Source organism: Kitasatospora sp. McL0602 (assembly GCF_052076145.1).
Classification (GTDB): Bacteria; Actinomycetota; Actinomycetes; order Streptomycetales; family Streptomycetaceae; genus Kitasatospora.
Map to the genome: position 1 here is coordinate 3538049 of NZ_CP197246.1, position 14195 is coordinate 3552243.

Below are 14195 nucleotides of genomic sequence, written 5' to 3' on the forward strand. Positions count from 1 at the left end.
CACCCCACGAGGCAATCAGCCGACCACACGCCCACCTCGGAGGACCCGATGACCGACACCGACCGCGCCGAGTTCACCACCGGCCTGCGCCAGTTCGCCGACTGGCTCGACGCCAACACCCAGTACCCGATCCCCAGTGGGCAACGCATCCTGCTCGCCCTGAGCACCAACCCCGCCGTCCAGGAGTTCGCCGACCGGTTCGACCTGGAGACCGTCGCGGACCCCGAGGGGAACCTGTCGGCGGAGATCACGTTCGGGCCGGTCTCGTACCACGCCTACGGCTATACCGACTTCGACGCGCACTGGGCTGCGGCCCGCGAGCGAGCGGCCCGTACGTGGGCGGCCAACCGGGGCCTGGAGTTCGTCGCGAAGGCAGACGCGTGACCGTGCCCCGCGCCGTCGCCGAGCCGTCCGCCTGCGCGCACTGCGGCATCCCGCGCCGCGAGCACTACCAGCAGTGGACCAATGCGGTCAGCTGGCACCAGTGGGCCAGCCCGACCAGCGCGCAGATCCTCGCGCGGATGAAAGCCCGCCGCGCAGGCCGGACCCCTGTTCCTGTCTGCCGCTGCGACGAGCCGGACGCCGACCCGCACGAGTGCGAAGCCGACGACTGCACCATGCGTAACCACCTGCTCGGCGTGGCCGGAGGGGGCGGTAGCGAGGCGCGGCGGGCCCAGTCCGGGGTCACGGTCGTCTGCCCGATACCCCGCTGCGGCTGGAGCAGGCACTGGTCGACCGTCGACGGGTCCGCCCAGGAGGACCTCTATCGCCACACGACCCGCGCCCACCCTGCCACCACCTGACCTGCTGCCCGCCCGCTCACCACCTTGGAGACCACCGTGACCAGCACCGACCACCGCGCCGAAGCGCTGCGACTGATCGCCGTGTCCGCCAATATCGTGCGCCCCAACGACGAGGGCCACTGCGAGGCCGACCGGGTCCTCGCCGAGGCGCAGATCCACGCCACCCTCGCCGAGAAGGGCATCGACCACACCGAGCACCAGGCCGTTGTCGGCGAACTAGCCGCGCTGCGCCGCCTCGTCGCCCGCCACATGTACGAGAGCAGGGGCGACAAGGAGCTCACCGCCCGTCTCGCCCGCACCGCCGCCGAGCCGCCCGCCGCCAACATCTGGCCGGACAACATCACCACCAAGCCCGCCCCGAACAGGCCCCGCCTGCACTGCCTCGCATGCACGTGCGGCTGGCAGTCCGACCCGATCAACCTGCTCGGCGGCGGGCAGCCCGAGGCACGCCACCTCGCCAAGGTGCACCGCTGCACCAACCCGCTCGCCAGCACCATCAACCGGGGCCGCGCCGCCCTGGACCGGATGGACGGGGCCCCCAGCGAGGACGCGTACGCCGACGCCGTCGACGACCTCAGCGACGCCTTCCGCACCCTCGACCTGCTGCTCGCCACCGGAAGCCCGAAGACCGACTGACCACCGCCGCCGCCGGGCCGCGACCATCTCGCGGCCCGGCCCGCCCCCGGAGGCAACCATGCCCGCTCCCGACATCAGCATTGCCGACCTCGCCACCGAACTCGGCACAACCGTCCGCGACATCGCCGGACACGTCAGCGACCTCTGCCGCAACACCGGCCCCGCGCAGACCGTGCACCTCGTCGCACCGAGCAGGGCCCGCACCATCGTGCGCGGCCCCGCCGCCGACACCATCCGGGCACGCTACGCCGACGCCTGAACGCTCAACCCCGCCCGCCCCGGACACTCCCCGGGGCGGGCGTTCTGCGAGAGGATGAACGAATGATCGACGACCTGGAACTCATCATCCCGAAGCTCCGAAGCTGGCTCGACGAAGACGAGCGCATCGCGAATGCCGCTGGCGGTTTCGCCTGGTGGAGCCCGCCTGGCGCGCCCAAGGAGGTCCACGACGGCGCTGGCGGCTCCTCATTCACCGTCCCGTTTTTGGGCTACGCCGACCACATCGGGCGATTCCACCCCGAACGCATTCTGGACGAGGTCGCGGCGAAGCGCCGGATCATCGAGACCTACGAGACCGTCCAGGCCAAGCTCACTAGGGCCATACTGAACGTCGGCAGCACCACCCCAGCTGAGATGGGCGTTCTCCTGGGCCATCTAGCCGGGCTACGCGATGCCATCCGCATCACTGCCGCCTCGTACCGCAACTGGGCCGGGCGGACGCCTGACGGTGAGCTGGCCAGCTGACCAACGTGTCGGCCAGCAAGGCGCGTTGACGCCCGTCACCGGTAGGCTGACGCCACCAACAAAGCGGGCCCACCGTGAGACTGGAACTCTCCCGGCAGGCCCTGACCGCAGGAGACACGACTCCCTTGGCTACCGCACACCCTACGGCCACCGCGCCCGATCGATCCCGAGCCGCCTTCGGCCTCGCCATCGGCGCCACGCTCGTCACCATCGCCCTCACCGGCGTCGCCTTCTGGCTCTCGTACGAGGCACTCCACGACCTCGCCACCGGCCACCACCTCACAGGCTCCCGAGCCTGGGCATGGCCGGCCACCCTCGACGCCTTCGTCGTCGTCGGCGAACTCCTCGTCCTCCGCGCTTCGTTGATGCGCCGCGTCGACTGGTTCGCCCTGACCCTCACGGGAGTAGGCAGCTTCGGGTCGATCGCACTCAACGTCGTCTCCGTCGGCGCCCGGGTCGACCTCGTCACCCAGATCGTCGCCGCCGTCCCACCGGTCGCCGCCCTGCTGGCGTTCACCGCGCTCATGCGCCAGCTACACCGGGCACTCGCCCGTGAGCTCCCCGCCGGGCCGACTCCCCGGCGGACCCCAGTCATCAAGCGGACTGACGCCGAGCTGACGCCCGTCACCGTGCTCCCGCCGATGCCGCAGCAGCCCCCCGTGCTGCTGCCCATCGCGTACGCCGACCCGCGCTGTTCCGTGATCCGGCCGCTCTACAACACCGGCATCCGTCCGGGTACCCGCACGATGCGTGATGCCCTCACCGGCGCCGGCTACCTCGGTCCCGACGGCCGCCCGCTCTCCGACGGCACCATCCGAGGCACCATCCGCGCCGAGGTCGAGCAGCACGAGCCGAGCCTGGCTATGCTCCCCGCCGAGGCCGCCCAGCTCCGCGCGGCCCCCTGAGAAAGAGTGCTTGACGGATCGCCAGCCCGTGATCCATCCTGAACCCAAGTCCGGCGTGCCCGGACACAAAATCCACCCGAAGGCCCCGCAGCAGAGCAGCAGCTGCGGGGCCTTCGGCGTTCCCGGGCACCTTCAGCACACGCCGCCACCCAGTCCAGGAGCACGCCATGCAACCAAGCATCGGCCGGATCGTCCACTACCAGTCCTACGGCACCCCCGGCGGCGAGTACCTGCCCGATCCTCGCGCCGCGATCATCACCGCCGTACCGGCCCACCTCACCGCCGAGCCCTACGACGGCTGCCCCAACGGCAAGCTCGACCACAACGACCAGCCGATGTGGATCGCCAGCCTTGCCGTGCTCAACCCCACCGGCATGTTCTTCACCGAACCGCTCCCGTACTCCAGCACCCCCAAGCCGGGCCACTGGTCCTGGCCTCCCCGAACCTGACCCGAGCACGGAGGAGGCCCCGATGCCCCTGCCCGCTGGCCTCCAGACCGTCACCGTGACCGGCAGCCGCTACCTCCCCGACGGCACCCCCGACACCGGCACGATCCAGCTCACACCCGAGCCGGACAACCTGACCTCCGCGAGCACCGGCGCCATCATCGACGGCACCGCCACCGCCACCCTCCGCCCGGACGGCACCTTCACCATCACCGTCCTCGCCACCGACGCCGTCGGCGTCACGCCGACCGGCTGGACATACCGAGTCCTGGAGAACCTCGCCTCCGGCACCCGCCCCTACCCGATCTCCCTCCCCGCCGCAGCGCCCACCGTGCAGCTCGCCGCGATCGCCCCGACCGCGCCCGCCGCCGGCACCTACGTCGTCGTCACCGGCCCCGTGGGCCCAGCCGGGCCGAAGGGTGACCCGGGCGCTACCGGAGCAACGGGACCACAGGGAACGACCGGGCTGACCGGGCTGACCGGCGCAACGGGCCCGCAGGGACTGACCGGAGCGACCGGCCCGCAGGGTCCGCAACCGCCGCTCGGCGCCGCCGGAGCAGGCGCCGCCGTCGCGCTGGTCTCCAACGACCCGAGCACCGTCAACGCGCGCACCCCGCTGCCGCACGCTGCCTCGCACCTGCCCGGCGGCACCGACCTGATCACGCCCGCCGGAATCGGCGCGGTGGCGATGGCGGACCTCCCGACCCCGTCGACCGCCTACCGGCCGAGCCGCCGCTGGCCCCAGTGGCGGCCCCCGACGTCAGTCCTGGCGACGATGGCACCCGGGCACGGCTGGACGATGGACGCGGGCGGCCCTTCAGGCGCCGTCGCGGTGCTCAACGACACCTCCGACTTCATCCTCGGCACCCAGGCCGCGAAGGTCACCAGCTCGGGCACCGGCGCGACGACCTACCTCACCCGCACCGGGCTGTCCCTGTTCGACGCCACCGGCAAGGTACTCCGCATCCGGCTGAAGATCGTCAACCCGGCGAACATCAGCACCTTCAACGTCTACGCCGGCAGCAGCGCGCTCGCGAACAACTACAAGTGGTCCGTCGCCGGAGCCGTTGCCGGCAGCAACTTCTTCACGGGTGAGTCCAGTTGGCAGACGCTGACGCTGAACTGGCACGACGCCGTCACCACCGGAACGCCGGCCCGCAACGCCCTGACCGACCTGCGGTTCCAGCTCATCGACATCGGCGGCAGCGCGAAAGTCGAGCTGCACGTCCAGTCCGTCGAGCTCGTCCCCGGCGGCGCCACCACCTTCCCCAACGGGCTCGTCTCGTTCTGCTTCGACGACGGCATCGACAACCAGGCCACCACCGCCAACGCGGTGCTCGCCCAGTACGGCTTCCCCGCGTCCGCGTTCCCCATCGCAGACCTGATCGGCACCCCCGGGCACATGACGATGGCCCAGCTCCGCACCCTCCAGGATGCTTTCGGCTGGGACGTCGGCGGGCACGCCGGGACGGACGCCGACCACTCCCTCACCGACACCGGCATGACCGCCGCCCAGCTGCGCGCCGACCTGACGGCCATGGTCGGATGGAGCCACGCGAACGGTCTCCGGGGCGCGTCCGGCTTCGCCTACCCGCTCGGCCAGTACGGGCTCACCAGCGACGGCCAGCCCACCGGCTCGGTCTTCGATGACTACTACGACTGGGCGCGCACCACCCACAGCAAGACGAAAGAAACCTGGCCGCCGGCCGACCCCTACCGGCTGCGCGCGGTGTCCGCCATCTCCACGTTCACCGGCGGCTACGCGCCCACCCTGCTCACTACGGCCAGCACCGGCGACATCGACCGGGCCGTCGCCGAGGCGACCTGGCTGATCCTCGTCTTCCACAACGTCGTCCCCGACGCCACGACGCTCACGAGCACCGGCCAGATCAAGGTCAGCGACTTCACCAGCATCGCCGCCAAGGTCGCCGCCTCCGGCGCAAAGGTGCTGACCATCGGCGAGGCCCTGCGCAACTACAACTGATCCGGAGGTGACCGTGCCCGAGAAGCCGCGTCCGGTCACCCAGGACGACTACGACCAGATCCGGGAGTTGCACGCCCAGGGCCTGGGCCGCAACGAGATCATGCGGGAGACGGGCCGCTCGGCGAACGTCGTCAGCAGGCTCGCCGCCGAGATGGGCCTGTCCTTCGCCCGCGCCGGACAGATCGCCGAGGCGACCGAGATCCGGCGTCAGGACCTCGCAGCCCGCCGGCTGCTGCTCGCCGAGCAGCTCCAGGCTGACGCCGAGCAACTCCGCCAGCAGCTCTGGCAGCCGGCCGTCGTCTACGCCTTCGGCGGGAAGGACAACACCTTCGAGTCCGAAGAACTCCCGGAGCCCCCGGCCGCCGACAAGCGAGCGCTCATGTCGACCGTCGGTATCGCCATCGACCGGTCCCTCAAGCTGGAGCCGGTCCGGGACGACTCCGGCGCCGACGCTGCTCGCTCGATGATCGGCCAGCTGATGACCGGCCTCGGGGAGGTGTACCGGCAGCAGCAGGCCGAGGCCGCCGATGCCGAGGGGGCGGGTGATGCTCCGTAATGTCCAGCTCCCGCTCTCCCGCAAGCAGATCGCGTCGATCGTCGAGGCTCAGCACCGGATCAACTGCTGGGAAGGGTCGGTCCGTTCGGGCAAGACGGTCGCGTCGCTGCTGCGGTGGCTCGGCTACGTAGCTGACGCGCCCCGGGGCGGCGAGCTGGTCATGGTCGGCCGCACCCGTGACTCGATCAACCGGAACATCTTCGGGCCTCTCCAGAACCCTGACCTCCTCGGCCCGTTGGCCCGGCAGGTGCACTACACCAACGGCGCGCCCACCGCGCAGATCATGGGCCAGACCGTGCACGTTCTCGGCGCCAACGACGCCCAGGCCGAGCCCAAGGTGCGCGGCATGACGTGCGCGGGCGCGTACGCCGATGAGGTAACCACCCTGCCGGAGAAGTTCTTCGACCAGCTGGTGGCGCGGTGCAGCGTGCCGGGCGCGAAGATCTTTGCGACGACCAACCCGGACAACCCTGCGCACTGGTTCCGGAAGAAGTACCTGCTCCGGCCAGCCGCGACACGGCTCCGGTCCTGGCACTTCACCCTCGACGACAATCCGAGCCTCGACCCCGAGTACGCCGCCGCCCTCAAGTCGACGTACACCGGCCTCTTCTACCGCCGCAACATCCTCGGCGAGTGGGTACAGGCCGAGGGCTCCATCTACGACATGTGGAACCCGGACGAGCACGTCGTCGACAAGCTCCCGCCGATGCAGCGCCTGCTGTCCAGCGGCATCGACTACGGCACCGTCAACCCGTTCGCCGGGCTTCTGCTCGGCCTCGGCATCGACGGCCGCCTGTACGTGACGAGCGAGTACCGGCACGACTCCCGCGCGGCCAACCGGCAGCTGACCGACGCCCAGTACTCCAAGGCCGTCCGATCCTGGCTGACCGGCCAGCAGCCCGAGTGGCTGTTCATCGACCCCTCGGCCGCGTCCTTCATGACCCAGCTCTGGGCAGACGGCCTCACCAACGTCGCCAAGGCCGACAACGCGGTGCTCGACGGCATCCGGTCAGTCTCCATGGCGATCGGCTCCGGGCTCCTCTTCGTCCACCGCTCCTGCTCCGGCCTGCTCGACGAACTCCCGGGCTACGCCTGGGACGACGCCGCGGCCGCCAAGGGCGAGGACAAGCCGATCAAGGTCAACGACCACTCCGTGGACGCCCTCCGCTACGCGCTGCACTCCACCGTCCACGGGTGGCGCCACCTCCTGCGAGCCGACCTCACCGAGGCCGCCTGACGGCCCGCTGACGGCCGTCAGCCCCTACCCGACCAGCGAGGAGGTACCCGATGCCGCTCCCCGCCGACGGGACCGCGTGGCCGCCGTTCGACCCGGCCGTCCGCACTTCGCTCGCGGACTGGTCCGCGTGGTACTCCGGCGACCCGGACAAACTCTCGTACCAGTACCTCACCCGGGGTATCCGTACCCCTGCCGCGCACCCGAGCCAGCTGCGGAACGGCGTCGTGGGCCGGATCGCGCGCTGGTGGTGGGGCGAGCCGACACCGCTCGGCGAGCGCCGCACCAAGCTGCACATCCCGCTGGCCGCCGACATCGCCCGCGCCTCGGCGGACATGCTGTTCTCCGAGCCGCCCAAGCTGATCGCGACGGACCGTGCGGTGCAGGCCCGGCTCGACGAGCTCGTCAGCGGAGGGCTCCGCGCCACCCTGCTGGAGGGCGCCGAGGTCGGCGCCGCGCTCGGCGGCACCTACCTGCGGGTGGTGTGGGACACCGAGCTGCGGCCCCGGCCGTGGATCACCACGGTGCACGCCGACGCCGCCGTACCCGAGTTCCGGTACGGCATTCTCGTCGCCGTCACGTTCTGGACCGTCATCACCTCCGACGGGCAGCGCGTTGTGCGGCACCTGGAGCGCCACGAGCGCGGCGCCATCCTGCATGGCGTCTACGAGGGCACCACCGACAATCTCGGCCGGCCGGTGCCCCTCGCGGAGTATCCGGCCACGGCCGCTTTCGCCGACCAGGTCGACGCCGCGAGTACGATCGTCACCGGCGCTCCGGACTGCCTCACCGCCGCCTACATCCCCAACATGCGCCCGGCCAGGGCCTGGCTCGACATCCCCTCGGCCGCCTACTGGGGCGCGAGCGACTTCCAGGGCGTCGAGGGAGTGTTCGACGCGCTCGACGAGACGTACTCGTCGTGGATGCGGGACATCCGCCTCGGCAAGGGCCGCATCCTGGCGAGCGCGCAGTACCTCCAGTCCGGCGGCCCCGGCCAGGGCGCGGAGTTCATCGCCGACCGCGAGGTCTACGCCGCCCTGAACATCCCGCCGACCGCTGACCAGGGCATCGTGCTCAACCAGTTCGCCATCCGCTACGCCGAGCACCAGGCGACCGCGCAGGACCTGATCGAGCAGGCCGTCCGGCTGGCCGGCTACTCCACGGCGACGTTCGGCGAGCCCGATGGTGGGGCGATGACCGCGACCGAGGTGCGAGCCCGGCGGGCCCGCACCTTGTCCACCCGGGGCCGCAAGGTCGAGTACTGGACGCCGGGCCTGGCGGACATCCTTCAGGCTCTCCTCGCTGTCGAGGCCGGGCCGTTGTTCCGCTCCGGTACGGCGGTGGAGCGGCCAGTGGTCGAGTGGCAGGACTCCATCTCGGAGTCGCCGCTCGATCTCGCGCAGACCGCCGCCGCCCTGCGGACTGCCGAGGCCGCGTCGACCGAGACGCTCGTGCGGCTGGTCCACCCGGACTGGGACGACCGGCGGGTCCGCATGGAGGTCGACGCGATCCACGCCGAATCCGGCCGGGGCCCGCTCGCCGATCCGGCGGAGCTCGGCGCCGGAGGCGCTGGCCTGACGGGTCCTGACGGGCCGCCGGTAGCAGCCTGACGCCCGTCAGCAGGGGGAGGTGCCGGTGCCCGCGTCCCCTGCTGATGCCGAGGATCTCGCCCGTTCGGTCGGGGTGATCTACCAGGACGCCGAGGCCGCGCTGCTGGAGACCCTCGCCCGCGCGCTGGCGGAGGGCATCGAGTCACCGCGCTGGGCCGAGCTGAAACTCCGCTCGATCGGCAACCTGAGGACCGCCGTCGAGGAACTCACCACCGCGCTCCAGCACGACGCCGACGGCGCGATCGGCCGGGTGGTCCACGAGGCATACGCCCGGGGTGGCCAGGCCGCCGTCGCCGAGCTCGGCCTGCTGGGCGAAGGCGTCCGCGCCGCAGCTGAGCGGTCACTGCCGAACGCACGGGCCGTCGACCGGCTCGCCAACGAGGCGCTCGACAACACCCGCCCGATCTACCGGCGCATCCTGCGCGCGGTGCCGGACGCGTACCGCAGCATCGTGCAGCGCGTCTCCGGCTCGGTGCTTCTCGGCGGCCAGACCCGCCGGGCCGCGACTCAGCGGGCCCTCGACCAGTTCGCCTCGGCCGGGATCACCGGCTTCGTCGACAAGGCGGGCCGGAGCTGGGAGATGGCCGCGTACGCCGAGATGGCCGTCCGCTCGGTCGCCGGCCGTGCCGCCGTGCAGGGGCATGTCGACCGGCTGGAGGAGATCGGCCAGCAGCTCGTCATCGTCAGCGACGCTCCGTTGGAGTGCCCGCTGTGCGCGCCGTGGGAGGGCGAGGTACTCGCCATCAACGGCCAGACCGGTTCCCATGCCCTCCGGTTGCAGCACGCCACCATCGACGGTCAGGCCGTCGTCGTGCACGTCGCCGGGAGCCTGCCCGAGGCTCGCGCCGCCGGGCTGTTCCACTGCAATTGCCGCCATTCCCTCTCGCTCTACCTGCCGGGCGTCACCACCCGGCCCACCAGCCCGCCGCACCCCGGCGGCGCCACCTACGAAGACACCCAGCGTCAGCGGTACTACGAGCGGCAGATCCGGGCATGGAAGCGGCGCGCCGCCGCCGCGCTCGACGACGACGCGAAGACCCGCGCGAACTCCCGTGTTCGCGACTACCAGAAACTGACCCGCGAGCTGGTCGCCGAGAAGGACTTGCGGCGCAAGCCCGAGCGCGAGCGCATCACCACCGGCAGCGTGAAGGCTGCCGTGCCGCTGGACGCCGCCCGCGTCCGGGTTGGCGACGAGACGATCCGCCGCATGAGCGACGAGGAGCTCGGCGCCGCGATCAGCTCAGGGCACCTCGACGCCGCCGACCTCGCCACGGTCCAGGCCGAGGCGGACCGGCGCGACGTCGACCACCTCCTGGAGCAGGTCCGGCCCGGCGGGCAGCTCGCGGCCAACCTCACCGGGTTCAGCGACGACCAGCTCGGCCAGGCCCTGCCGCATCTCACCCCCGAGCAGGCGCTGCGGGTCGCTGCGGAGCTGGACCGGCGCGACGTCGACGCCGGCATGCCCGGTGCCCGCCGCGACCTGATCGGTCTGTCCGACCAGCAGCTCGGCGAACGCGCCCGCCACTCCGACGGCCAGGAGCTCACCGCGCTCGCCGCCGAGGCGGACCGACGTCAGCTCCTCGCCGAGACCTTCCCTGACGAGCGCCTGACGACCGATCTGACGGGCGTCAGCGACGACACCCTCGGGTGGGCCGTCCGCTACGCAGGCCCGGACGACGCCCAGCGGATCGCCGCCGAGCTCGACCGCCGGTACCCGGTCGCCGAGCCTGCCGCACATGGCTCCGCCACGGTGGCCGGGCAGCTCGCCGACCGGGCTGCCCTCGACGCTGCGCTGCATCCCCTAGCTCCGGTCGACGAGTGGTCGCACCTCGGCGCCGAGGACCCGCACGAGGACTTGGACGCCGCTGCGCGGTGGCTCGCCGACCGGGAGGCCGCCGAGCTCGCCAACCGTGGCGCCTTCACCCGCGAGCAGGTCCGCGAGCTCTACGCCGAACACGTCTACGGCCAGTGGCTGGACGCCGAGGGCTGGTGCCGTGGCTACCTGCTGACCAAGCGGGCCGAGCGGGACGGTGTCGACCCGCGCGCGCTGTTCTCCGGGCCGTCCCACGTGGCGTACGCGAGAGCGTCGGAGGAGCTGAAACGGTACTGGGCGGAAGTCACCCCGAGGCTCACATTCGCCGAGTACAGTGAGCAGTTGACCGGGGTCCGGTCGGCCGCCGCTGACACTGCGCGGAAGGCCAAGGGCGATGCAGGCAACAGGTTCTGAGGAGGCGACGATGGGGTTCCGCGAGGACGCCGTCCGTGCTCTCCAGGACGGCCTGCGCGCCGCCCGTGTCGGCCAGTCCGTCACTGCCTGCCCGCACCCGCGCGGGAGCCTGCTCCGAACAGCGTGGGTACGTGGCTACGCGCAGGCCGCACCGCCGCCGGCCGAGGACTAGCCTTCCGGCGCATCTGATCTGAAGGGCCCGACTCCGTAGAGGAGTTCGGGCCCTTTGTCATGCCCGCCAGGTGCGGGCATCTCCCACGACCGTCCCCAGGAGGGCCGATCATGCATGCCCACATCCACCCCCTCGCCAGCCACGCCCCGAACGCGATCCTCGGCTACCGGGCCGACGGCCGCCCGATCCGCTCCATCGCGGGCGGCAACGGCGAGGGCGAAGGTACCGGCGCCAACGGCGGTGACAGCGGCCAGCAGGGCGCTGGCCAGACCGGCGGCACCGGCCAGCAGCAGGCCAGCCAGGACACCGGGCAGCCGGGCGCCCAGGGCGGTGCCCAGGGTGGCAACGGCCAGGGCGACGGCGCGAAGGACGGCACCGCCGACCACGCCGCCACCGTCGCCCGGCTGGAGAAGGACCTCGCCGCCGCCCGCAAGGAAGCGGCGTCCACCCGGGTCAGCGCGAAGGCATCCGCCGCAGCGGAGGCTCGGACCGAGCTCGCGCAGCAGATCGGCAAGGCGCTCGGCCTGGTCCAGGACGACACTCCGCCGGACCCGGCGAAGCTCGCCGAGCAGATCACCAGCCAGACGGCGCGGATCAGTGAGCTGGAGGCTGCTGCCCGCGCGCGGGATACCGAGCTCGCAGTGCACTCCCTGGCGGAGAAGCACGGCGCGAAGGTCGGCGCGCTGCTCGACTCCCGGGCCTTCGTCAAGGCGATCGGCGAACTCGACCCGGCCGCAAAGGACTTCACTGCCCAGCTCGACGCAGCGATCAAGCAGGCCGTCACGGACAACCCCACCGCGTACCGCGTCGCGCCCCCGGCTGGCCGCTCCGGCCCCGATCTCACCGGCGGGACCGGCGAGCGCGGCAAGGCCCGACCCACATCCCTCGGAGCCGCGATCAGCGCGGCCTACCAGCAGTAGAACAAGGAGGCCCTTGTGCCCCAGACCCTCGCCCAGGCAGCGGTCAACACCCTGCCGGACATCGACTTCGCCGTCATCGACAACCTGCGCCGATACAGCTGGCTCCTCGACCAGATGGTCTTCGACGACTCGGTCACCCCGGGCGTCGGCGGCGGCACCCTCACCTACGGCTACACCCGCCTCACCCAGGCCCGCCCAGCTCAGTTCCGCAAGTTCAACGAGGAGTACCCGGCTGCCGCTGCCCAGCGCCAGCGGTTCACCGTTGACCTCAAGCCCCTCGGTGGCAGCTTCAACATCGACAGGAGCCTGGCCCGCCTCGGCGCCGCCGCGAGCAACGAGATCGCCTTTCAGACCCAGCAGCTCCTCACCTCGGTCCGCACCCGCTTCCAGGAGCAGGTCATCTCCGGTGACAGCTCGGTGGACGACGGCTGTGACGGCCTCGACAAGATGCTGACGGGGCAGTCGACCGAGTACCTGCCGATCAACAACGGCGTCTCCACCGGCTACCTCGACTGGACCCCGGGAACGATCAGCTCGCAGGCGCTGGCGATGGCCCAGCTGGACATCCTCGACTCGTGGCTGTCCACCATCGTCCCGTCGCACACCGGCGGTGGCGATGCAGGCGCCCCCGGTGCTCTCCCACCCGGTGTCAAGGCGATCTGCGGCAACACCCAGAGCATCACCCGGGTTCGGGCGCTCGCCCGCTGGGCCGCGATGTACACCGCCACCCAGGACGACCTCGGCCGGAAGATCGAGATGTACGGGCAGTGGGTCCTCGTCGACCTCGGCGACAAGAGCACCGGGGCCGGGCCGATCGTGCCGATCCAGTCCCGCGACCCCGACGGCGCGGGGGCCGGGGGCATCATCAGCGGCCTGACCGACCTGTACGCCGTGAGCTTCGGCCTGGACGCCCTACACGGCGCCTCGGCCGCAGGCCAGCCGCTCGTCACGAGCTACATGCCGAACTTCGAGCTCCCCGGCGCTGTGAAGACCGGCGAAGTCGAAATGGGACCGATTGCGGTGGTCCTCCGGAACACGCGGTCGGCCGGCGTCCTTCGCAACCTGAAGGTGGGCTGACGATGCGCTACACCGTCACCAGCCCGCACGTGGGCTTCACCGGCGACGTCGTGGGCGTCCCTTTCGCCGGCGGCACCGGCACCGTTGACACCGACGCGGACGGCGGGCAGGCCGCGTACGCGTACTTCCAGCGGGCCGACTACGCCCTCACCCCCATCGAGCACGCCGAGCCGGACGGCCAGGAGCCGGAGCAGGCCCCGGCGGCCGCGCTCACCCCCGAGATCGATCCGGTCCACACCTTCACCGACACCCCCGAGGCCGATCCCGACCTCACCACCCTGACCGAAGGCGAGGGCCTCTGATGGTTGTTCTCGGAGCTTTCCGTGGCAACGTCCGCGACGACCTGTCCTGGCTCAACTCGGCCGGGCGGCCCGACCCCACGCAGACGTTCTACCGGGCGAACCTCCCCAGGCTGCCGCTGGACGACGTCCCCGCGCTCACGTCCGGCGTGATGACCCTGGTACCGGTCTACCTCTACGAGGGCGACCTGGTCACGAACCTGACCTTCATCTCCGGCAGCACGGCAGTGGTGACCCCCGCCAACCAGTGGACGGCGCTCTACTCGCCTGCGGGCGCGTTGCTCGCCCAGTCCGCCGACAAGACCAACGCGGCGTGGGCGGCAGACACCGCCGTCAGCTTCGCCCTCGCTACCCCGTATCGGGCCACCAAGCCCGGCATGTACTGGGTCGGGATCAACGTCACGGCCGCCACCGTGCCGACCCTGGTCGGCACGCAGGCCGCCCGGCCGGTCCTCACCGGGGAGATCAACCTCGCCCAGACGTCCGGCTCCGGCCTGGCCGGCGTGGCCCCGGCGACGATCGCCGCCCCGGCCTGGCGCCGCCAGGTTCCGCTCGTCGTCGTCAACTGAGAGAGGGGTAGTC

17 protein-coding genes are annotated in these 14195 nt (G+C 71.6%); all 17 read left to right on the forward strand.

Going from position 1 to position 14195, the window contains the following annotated elements:
* Positions 1-48 precede the first annotated feature (48 nt).
* The 17 genes from ACR68M_RS16015 to ACR68M_RS16095 all read left to right on the forward strand — a co-directional run bounded on the left by ACR68M_RS16015 (position 49) and on the right by ACR68M_RS16095 (position 14182).
* A complete protein-coding gene (locus ACR68M_RS16015; protein ID WP_441251177.1) occupies positions 49-384 on the forward strand; it encodes a hypothetical protein in 336 nt (111 codons plus the stop codon).
* Positions 381-803, forward strand: a complete 423-nt coding sequence (locus tag ACR68M_RS16020; protein WP_441251178.1) for a hypothetical protein — start codon at positions 381-383, stop codon at positions 801-803. The genes ACR68M_RS16015 and ACR68M_RS16020 overlap by 4 nt, the downstream gene beginning before the upstream one ends.
* A gap of 36 nt (positions 804-839) precedes the next feature.
* A complete protein-coding gene (locus tag ACR68M_RS16025; protein ID WP_441251179.1) occupies positions 840-1439 on the forward strand; it encodes a hypothetical protein in 600 nt (199 codons plus the stop codon).
* Positions 1440-1497: 58 nt separating this feature from the next.
* Positions 1498-1698: a hypothetical protein gene (locus tag ACR68M_RS16030; protein WP_441251180.1), complete on the forward strand. Its 201-nt coding sequence runs from the start codon at positions 1498-1500 to the stop codon at positions 1696-1698.
* Between the two features lie 62 nt (positions 1699-1760).
* Positions 1761-2183: a DUF6221 family protein gene (locus ACR68M_RS16035; protein ID WP_441251181.1), complete on the forward strand. Its 423-nt coding sequence runs from the start codon at positions 1761-1763 to the stop codon at positions 2181-2183.
* Between the two features lie 125 nt (positions 2184-2308).
* Positions 2309-3088, forward strand: coding sequence for a DUF2637 domain-containing protein (locus tag ACR68M_RS16040; RefSeq protein WP_441251182.1), 780 nt, complete (start codon positions 2309-2311; stop codon positions 3086-3088).
* Positions 3089-3255: 167 nt separating this feature from the next.
* Positions 3256-3537: a hypothetical protein gene (locus tag ACR68M_RS16045; protein WP_441251183.1), complete on the forward strand. Its 282-nt coding sequence runs from the start codon at positions 3256-3258 to the stop codon at positions 3535-3537.
* Between the two features lie 22 nt (positions 3538-3559).
* The gene (locus tag ACR68M_RS16050) at positions 3560-5518 is read left to right on the forward strand and encodes a polysaccharide deacetylase family protein (protein WP_441251184.1); all 1959 of its coding nucleotides are present in this window, start codon (positions 3560-3562) and stop codon (positions 5516-5518) included.
* 13 nt (positions 5519-5531) lie between these two features.
* The gene (locus ACR68M_RS16055) at positions 5532-6074 is read left to right on the forward strand and encodes a helix-turn-helix domain-containing protein (protein ID WP_441251185.1); all 543 of its coding nucleotides are present in this window, start codon (positions 5532-5534) and stop codon (positions 6072-6074) included.
* Positions 6064-7311 carry a PBSX family phage terminase large subunit gene (locus ACR68M_RS16060; RefSeq protein ID WP_441251186.1) on the forward strand — a complete coding sequence of 416 codons (1248 nt, stop codon included), beginning with the start codon at positions 6064-6066 and terminating at the stop codon, positions 7309-7311. Before ACR68M_RS16055 ends, ACR68M_RS16060 begins: the two co-directional genes overlap by 11 nt.
* Positions 7312-7361: 50 nt before the next feature.
* Positions 7362-8918 (forward strand): phage portal protein, encoded by a 1557-nt coding sequence (locus ACR68M_RS16065; RefSeq protein WP_441251187.1) that lies wholly within the window; start codon positions 7362-7364, stop codon positions 8916-8918.
* A 25-nt stretch (positions 8919-8943) separates the two neighbouring features.
* On the forward strand, positions 8944-11145 hold the full coding sequence (locus ACR68M_RS16070) for a phage minor capsid protein (protein ID WP_441251188.1): 2202 nt from the start codon (positions 8944-8946) through the stop codon (positions 11143-11145).
* Positions 11146-11155: 10 nt separating this feature from the next.
* The gene (locus ACR68M_RS16075; protein WP_441251189.1) at positions 11156-11317 is read left to right on the forward strand and encodes an Rmf/CrpP fold protein; all 162 of its coding nucleotides are present in this window, start codon (positions 11156-11158) and stop codon (positions 11315-11317) included.
* 110 nt (positions 11318-11427) lie between these two features.
* Positions 11428-12237: a hypothetical protein gene (locus tag ACR68M_RS16080; protein ID WP_441251190.1), complete on the forward strand. Its 810-nt coding sequence runs from the start codon at positions 11428-11430 to the stop codon at positions 12235-12237.
* A 15-nt stretch (positions 12238-12252) separates the two neighbouring features.
* On the forward strand, positions 12253-13314 hold the full coding sequence (locus ACR68M_RS16085; RefSeq protein ID WP_441251191.1) for a major capsid protein: 1062 nt from the start codon (positions 12253-12255) through the stop codon (positions 13312-13314).
* Positions 13315-13316: 2 nt separating this feature from the next.
* On the forward strand, positions 13317-13616 hold the full coding sequence (locus ACR68M_RS16090) for a hypothetical protein (RefSeq protein ID WP_441251192.1): 300 nt from the start codon (positions 13317-13319) through the stop codon (positions 13614-13616).
* Complete coding sequence (locus ACR68M_RS16095; RefSeq protein ID WP_441251193.1) at positions 13616-14182, forward strand: hypothetical protein; 567 nt, start codon at positions 13616-13618, stop codon at positions 14180-14182. The genes ACR68M_RS16090 and ACR68M_RS16095 overlap by 1 nt, the downstream gene beginning before the upstream one ends.
* Positions 14183-14195 lie beyond the last annotated feature (13 nt).

Excerpts from the sequence above, each read along its gene's own strand:
- ACR68M_RS16015 (WP_441251177.1), top strand. The coding sequence starts at position 49 with ATGACCGACACCGACCGCGCCGAGTTCACCACCGGCCTGCGCCAGTTC.
- ACR68M_RS16030 (WP_441251180.1), top strand. The coding sequence starts at position 1,498 with ATGCCCGCTCCCGACATCAGCATTGCCGACCTCGCCACCGAACTCGGC.
- ACR68M_RS16035 (WP_441251181.1), top strand. The coding sequence starts at position 1,761 with ATGATCGACGACCTGGAACTCATCATCCCGAAGCTCCGAAGCTGGCTC.
- ACR68M_RS16045 (WP_441251183.1), top strand. The coding sequence starts at position 3,256 with ATGCAACCAAGCATCGGCCGGATCGTCCACTACCAGTCCTACGGCACC.
- ACR68M_RS16050 (WP_441251184.1), top strand. The coding sequence starts at position 3,560 with ATGCCCCTGCCCGCTGGCCTCCAGACCGTCACCGTGACCGGCAGCCGC.
- ACR68M_RS16060 (WP_441251186.1), top strand. The coding sequence starts at position 6,064 with ATGCTCCGTAATGTCCAGCTCCCGCTCTCCCGCAAGCAGATCGCGTCG.
- ACR68M_RS16065 (WP_441251187.1), top strand. The coding sequence starts at position 7,362 with ATGCCGCTCCCCGCCGACGGGACCGCGTGGCCGCCGTTCGACCCGGCC.
- ACR68M_RS16075 (WP_441251189.1), top strand. The coding sequence starts at position 11,156 with ATGGGGTTCCGCGAGGACGCCGTCCGTGCTCTCCAGGACGGCCTGCGC.
- ACR68M_RS16080 (WP_441251190.1), top strand. The coding sequence starts at position 11,428 with ATGCATGCCCACATCCACCCCCTCGCCAGCCACGCCCCGAACGCGATC.
- ACR68M_RS16090 (WP_441251192.1), top strand. The coding sequence starts at position 13,317 with ATGCGCTACACCGTCACCAGCCCGCACGTGGGCTTCACCGGCGACGTC.
- ACR68M_RS16095 (WP_441251193.1), top strand. The coding sequence starts at position 13,616 with ATGGTTGTTCTCGGAGCTTTCCGTGGCAACGTCCGCGACGACCTGTCC.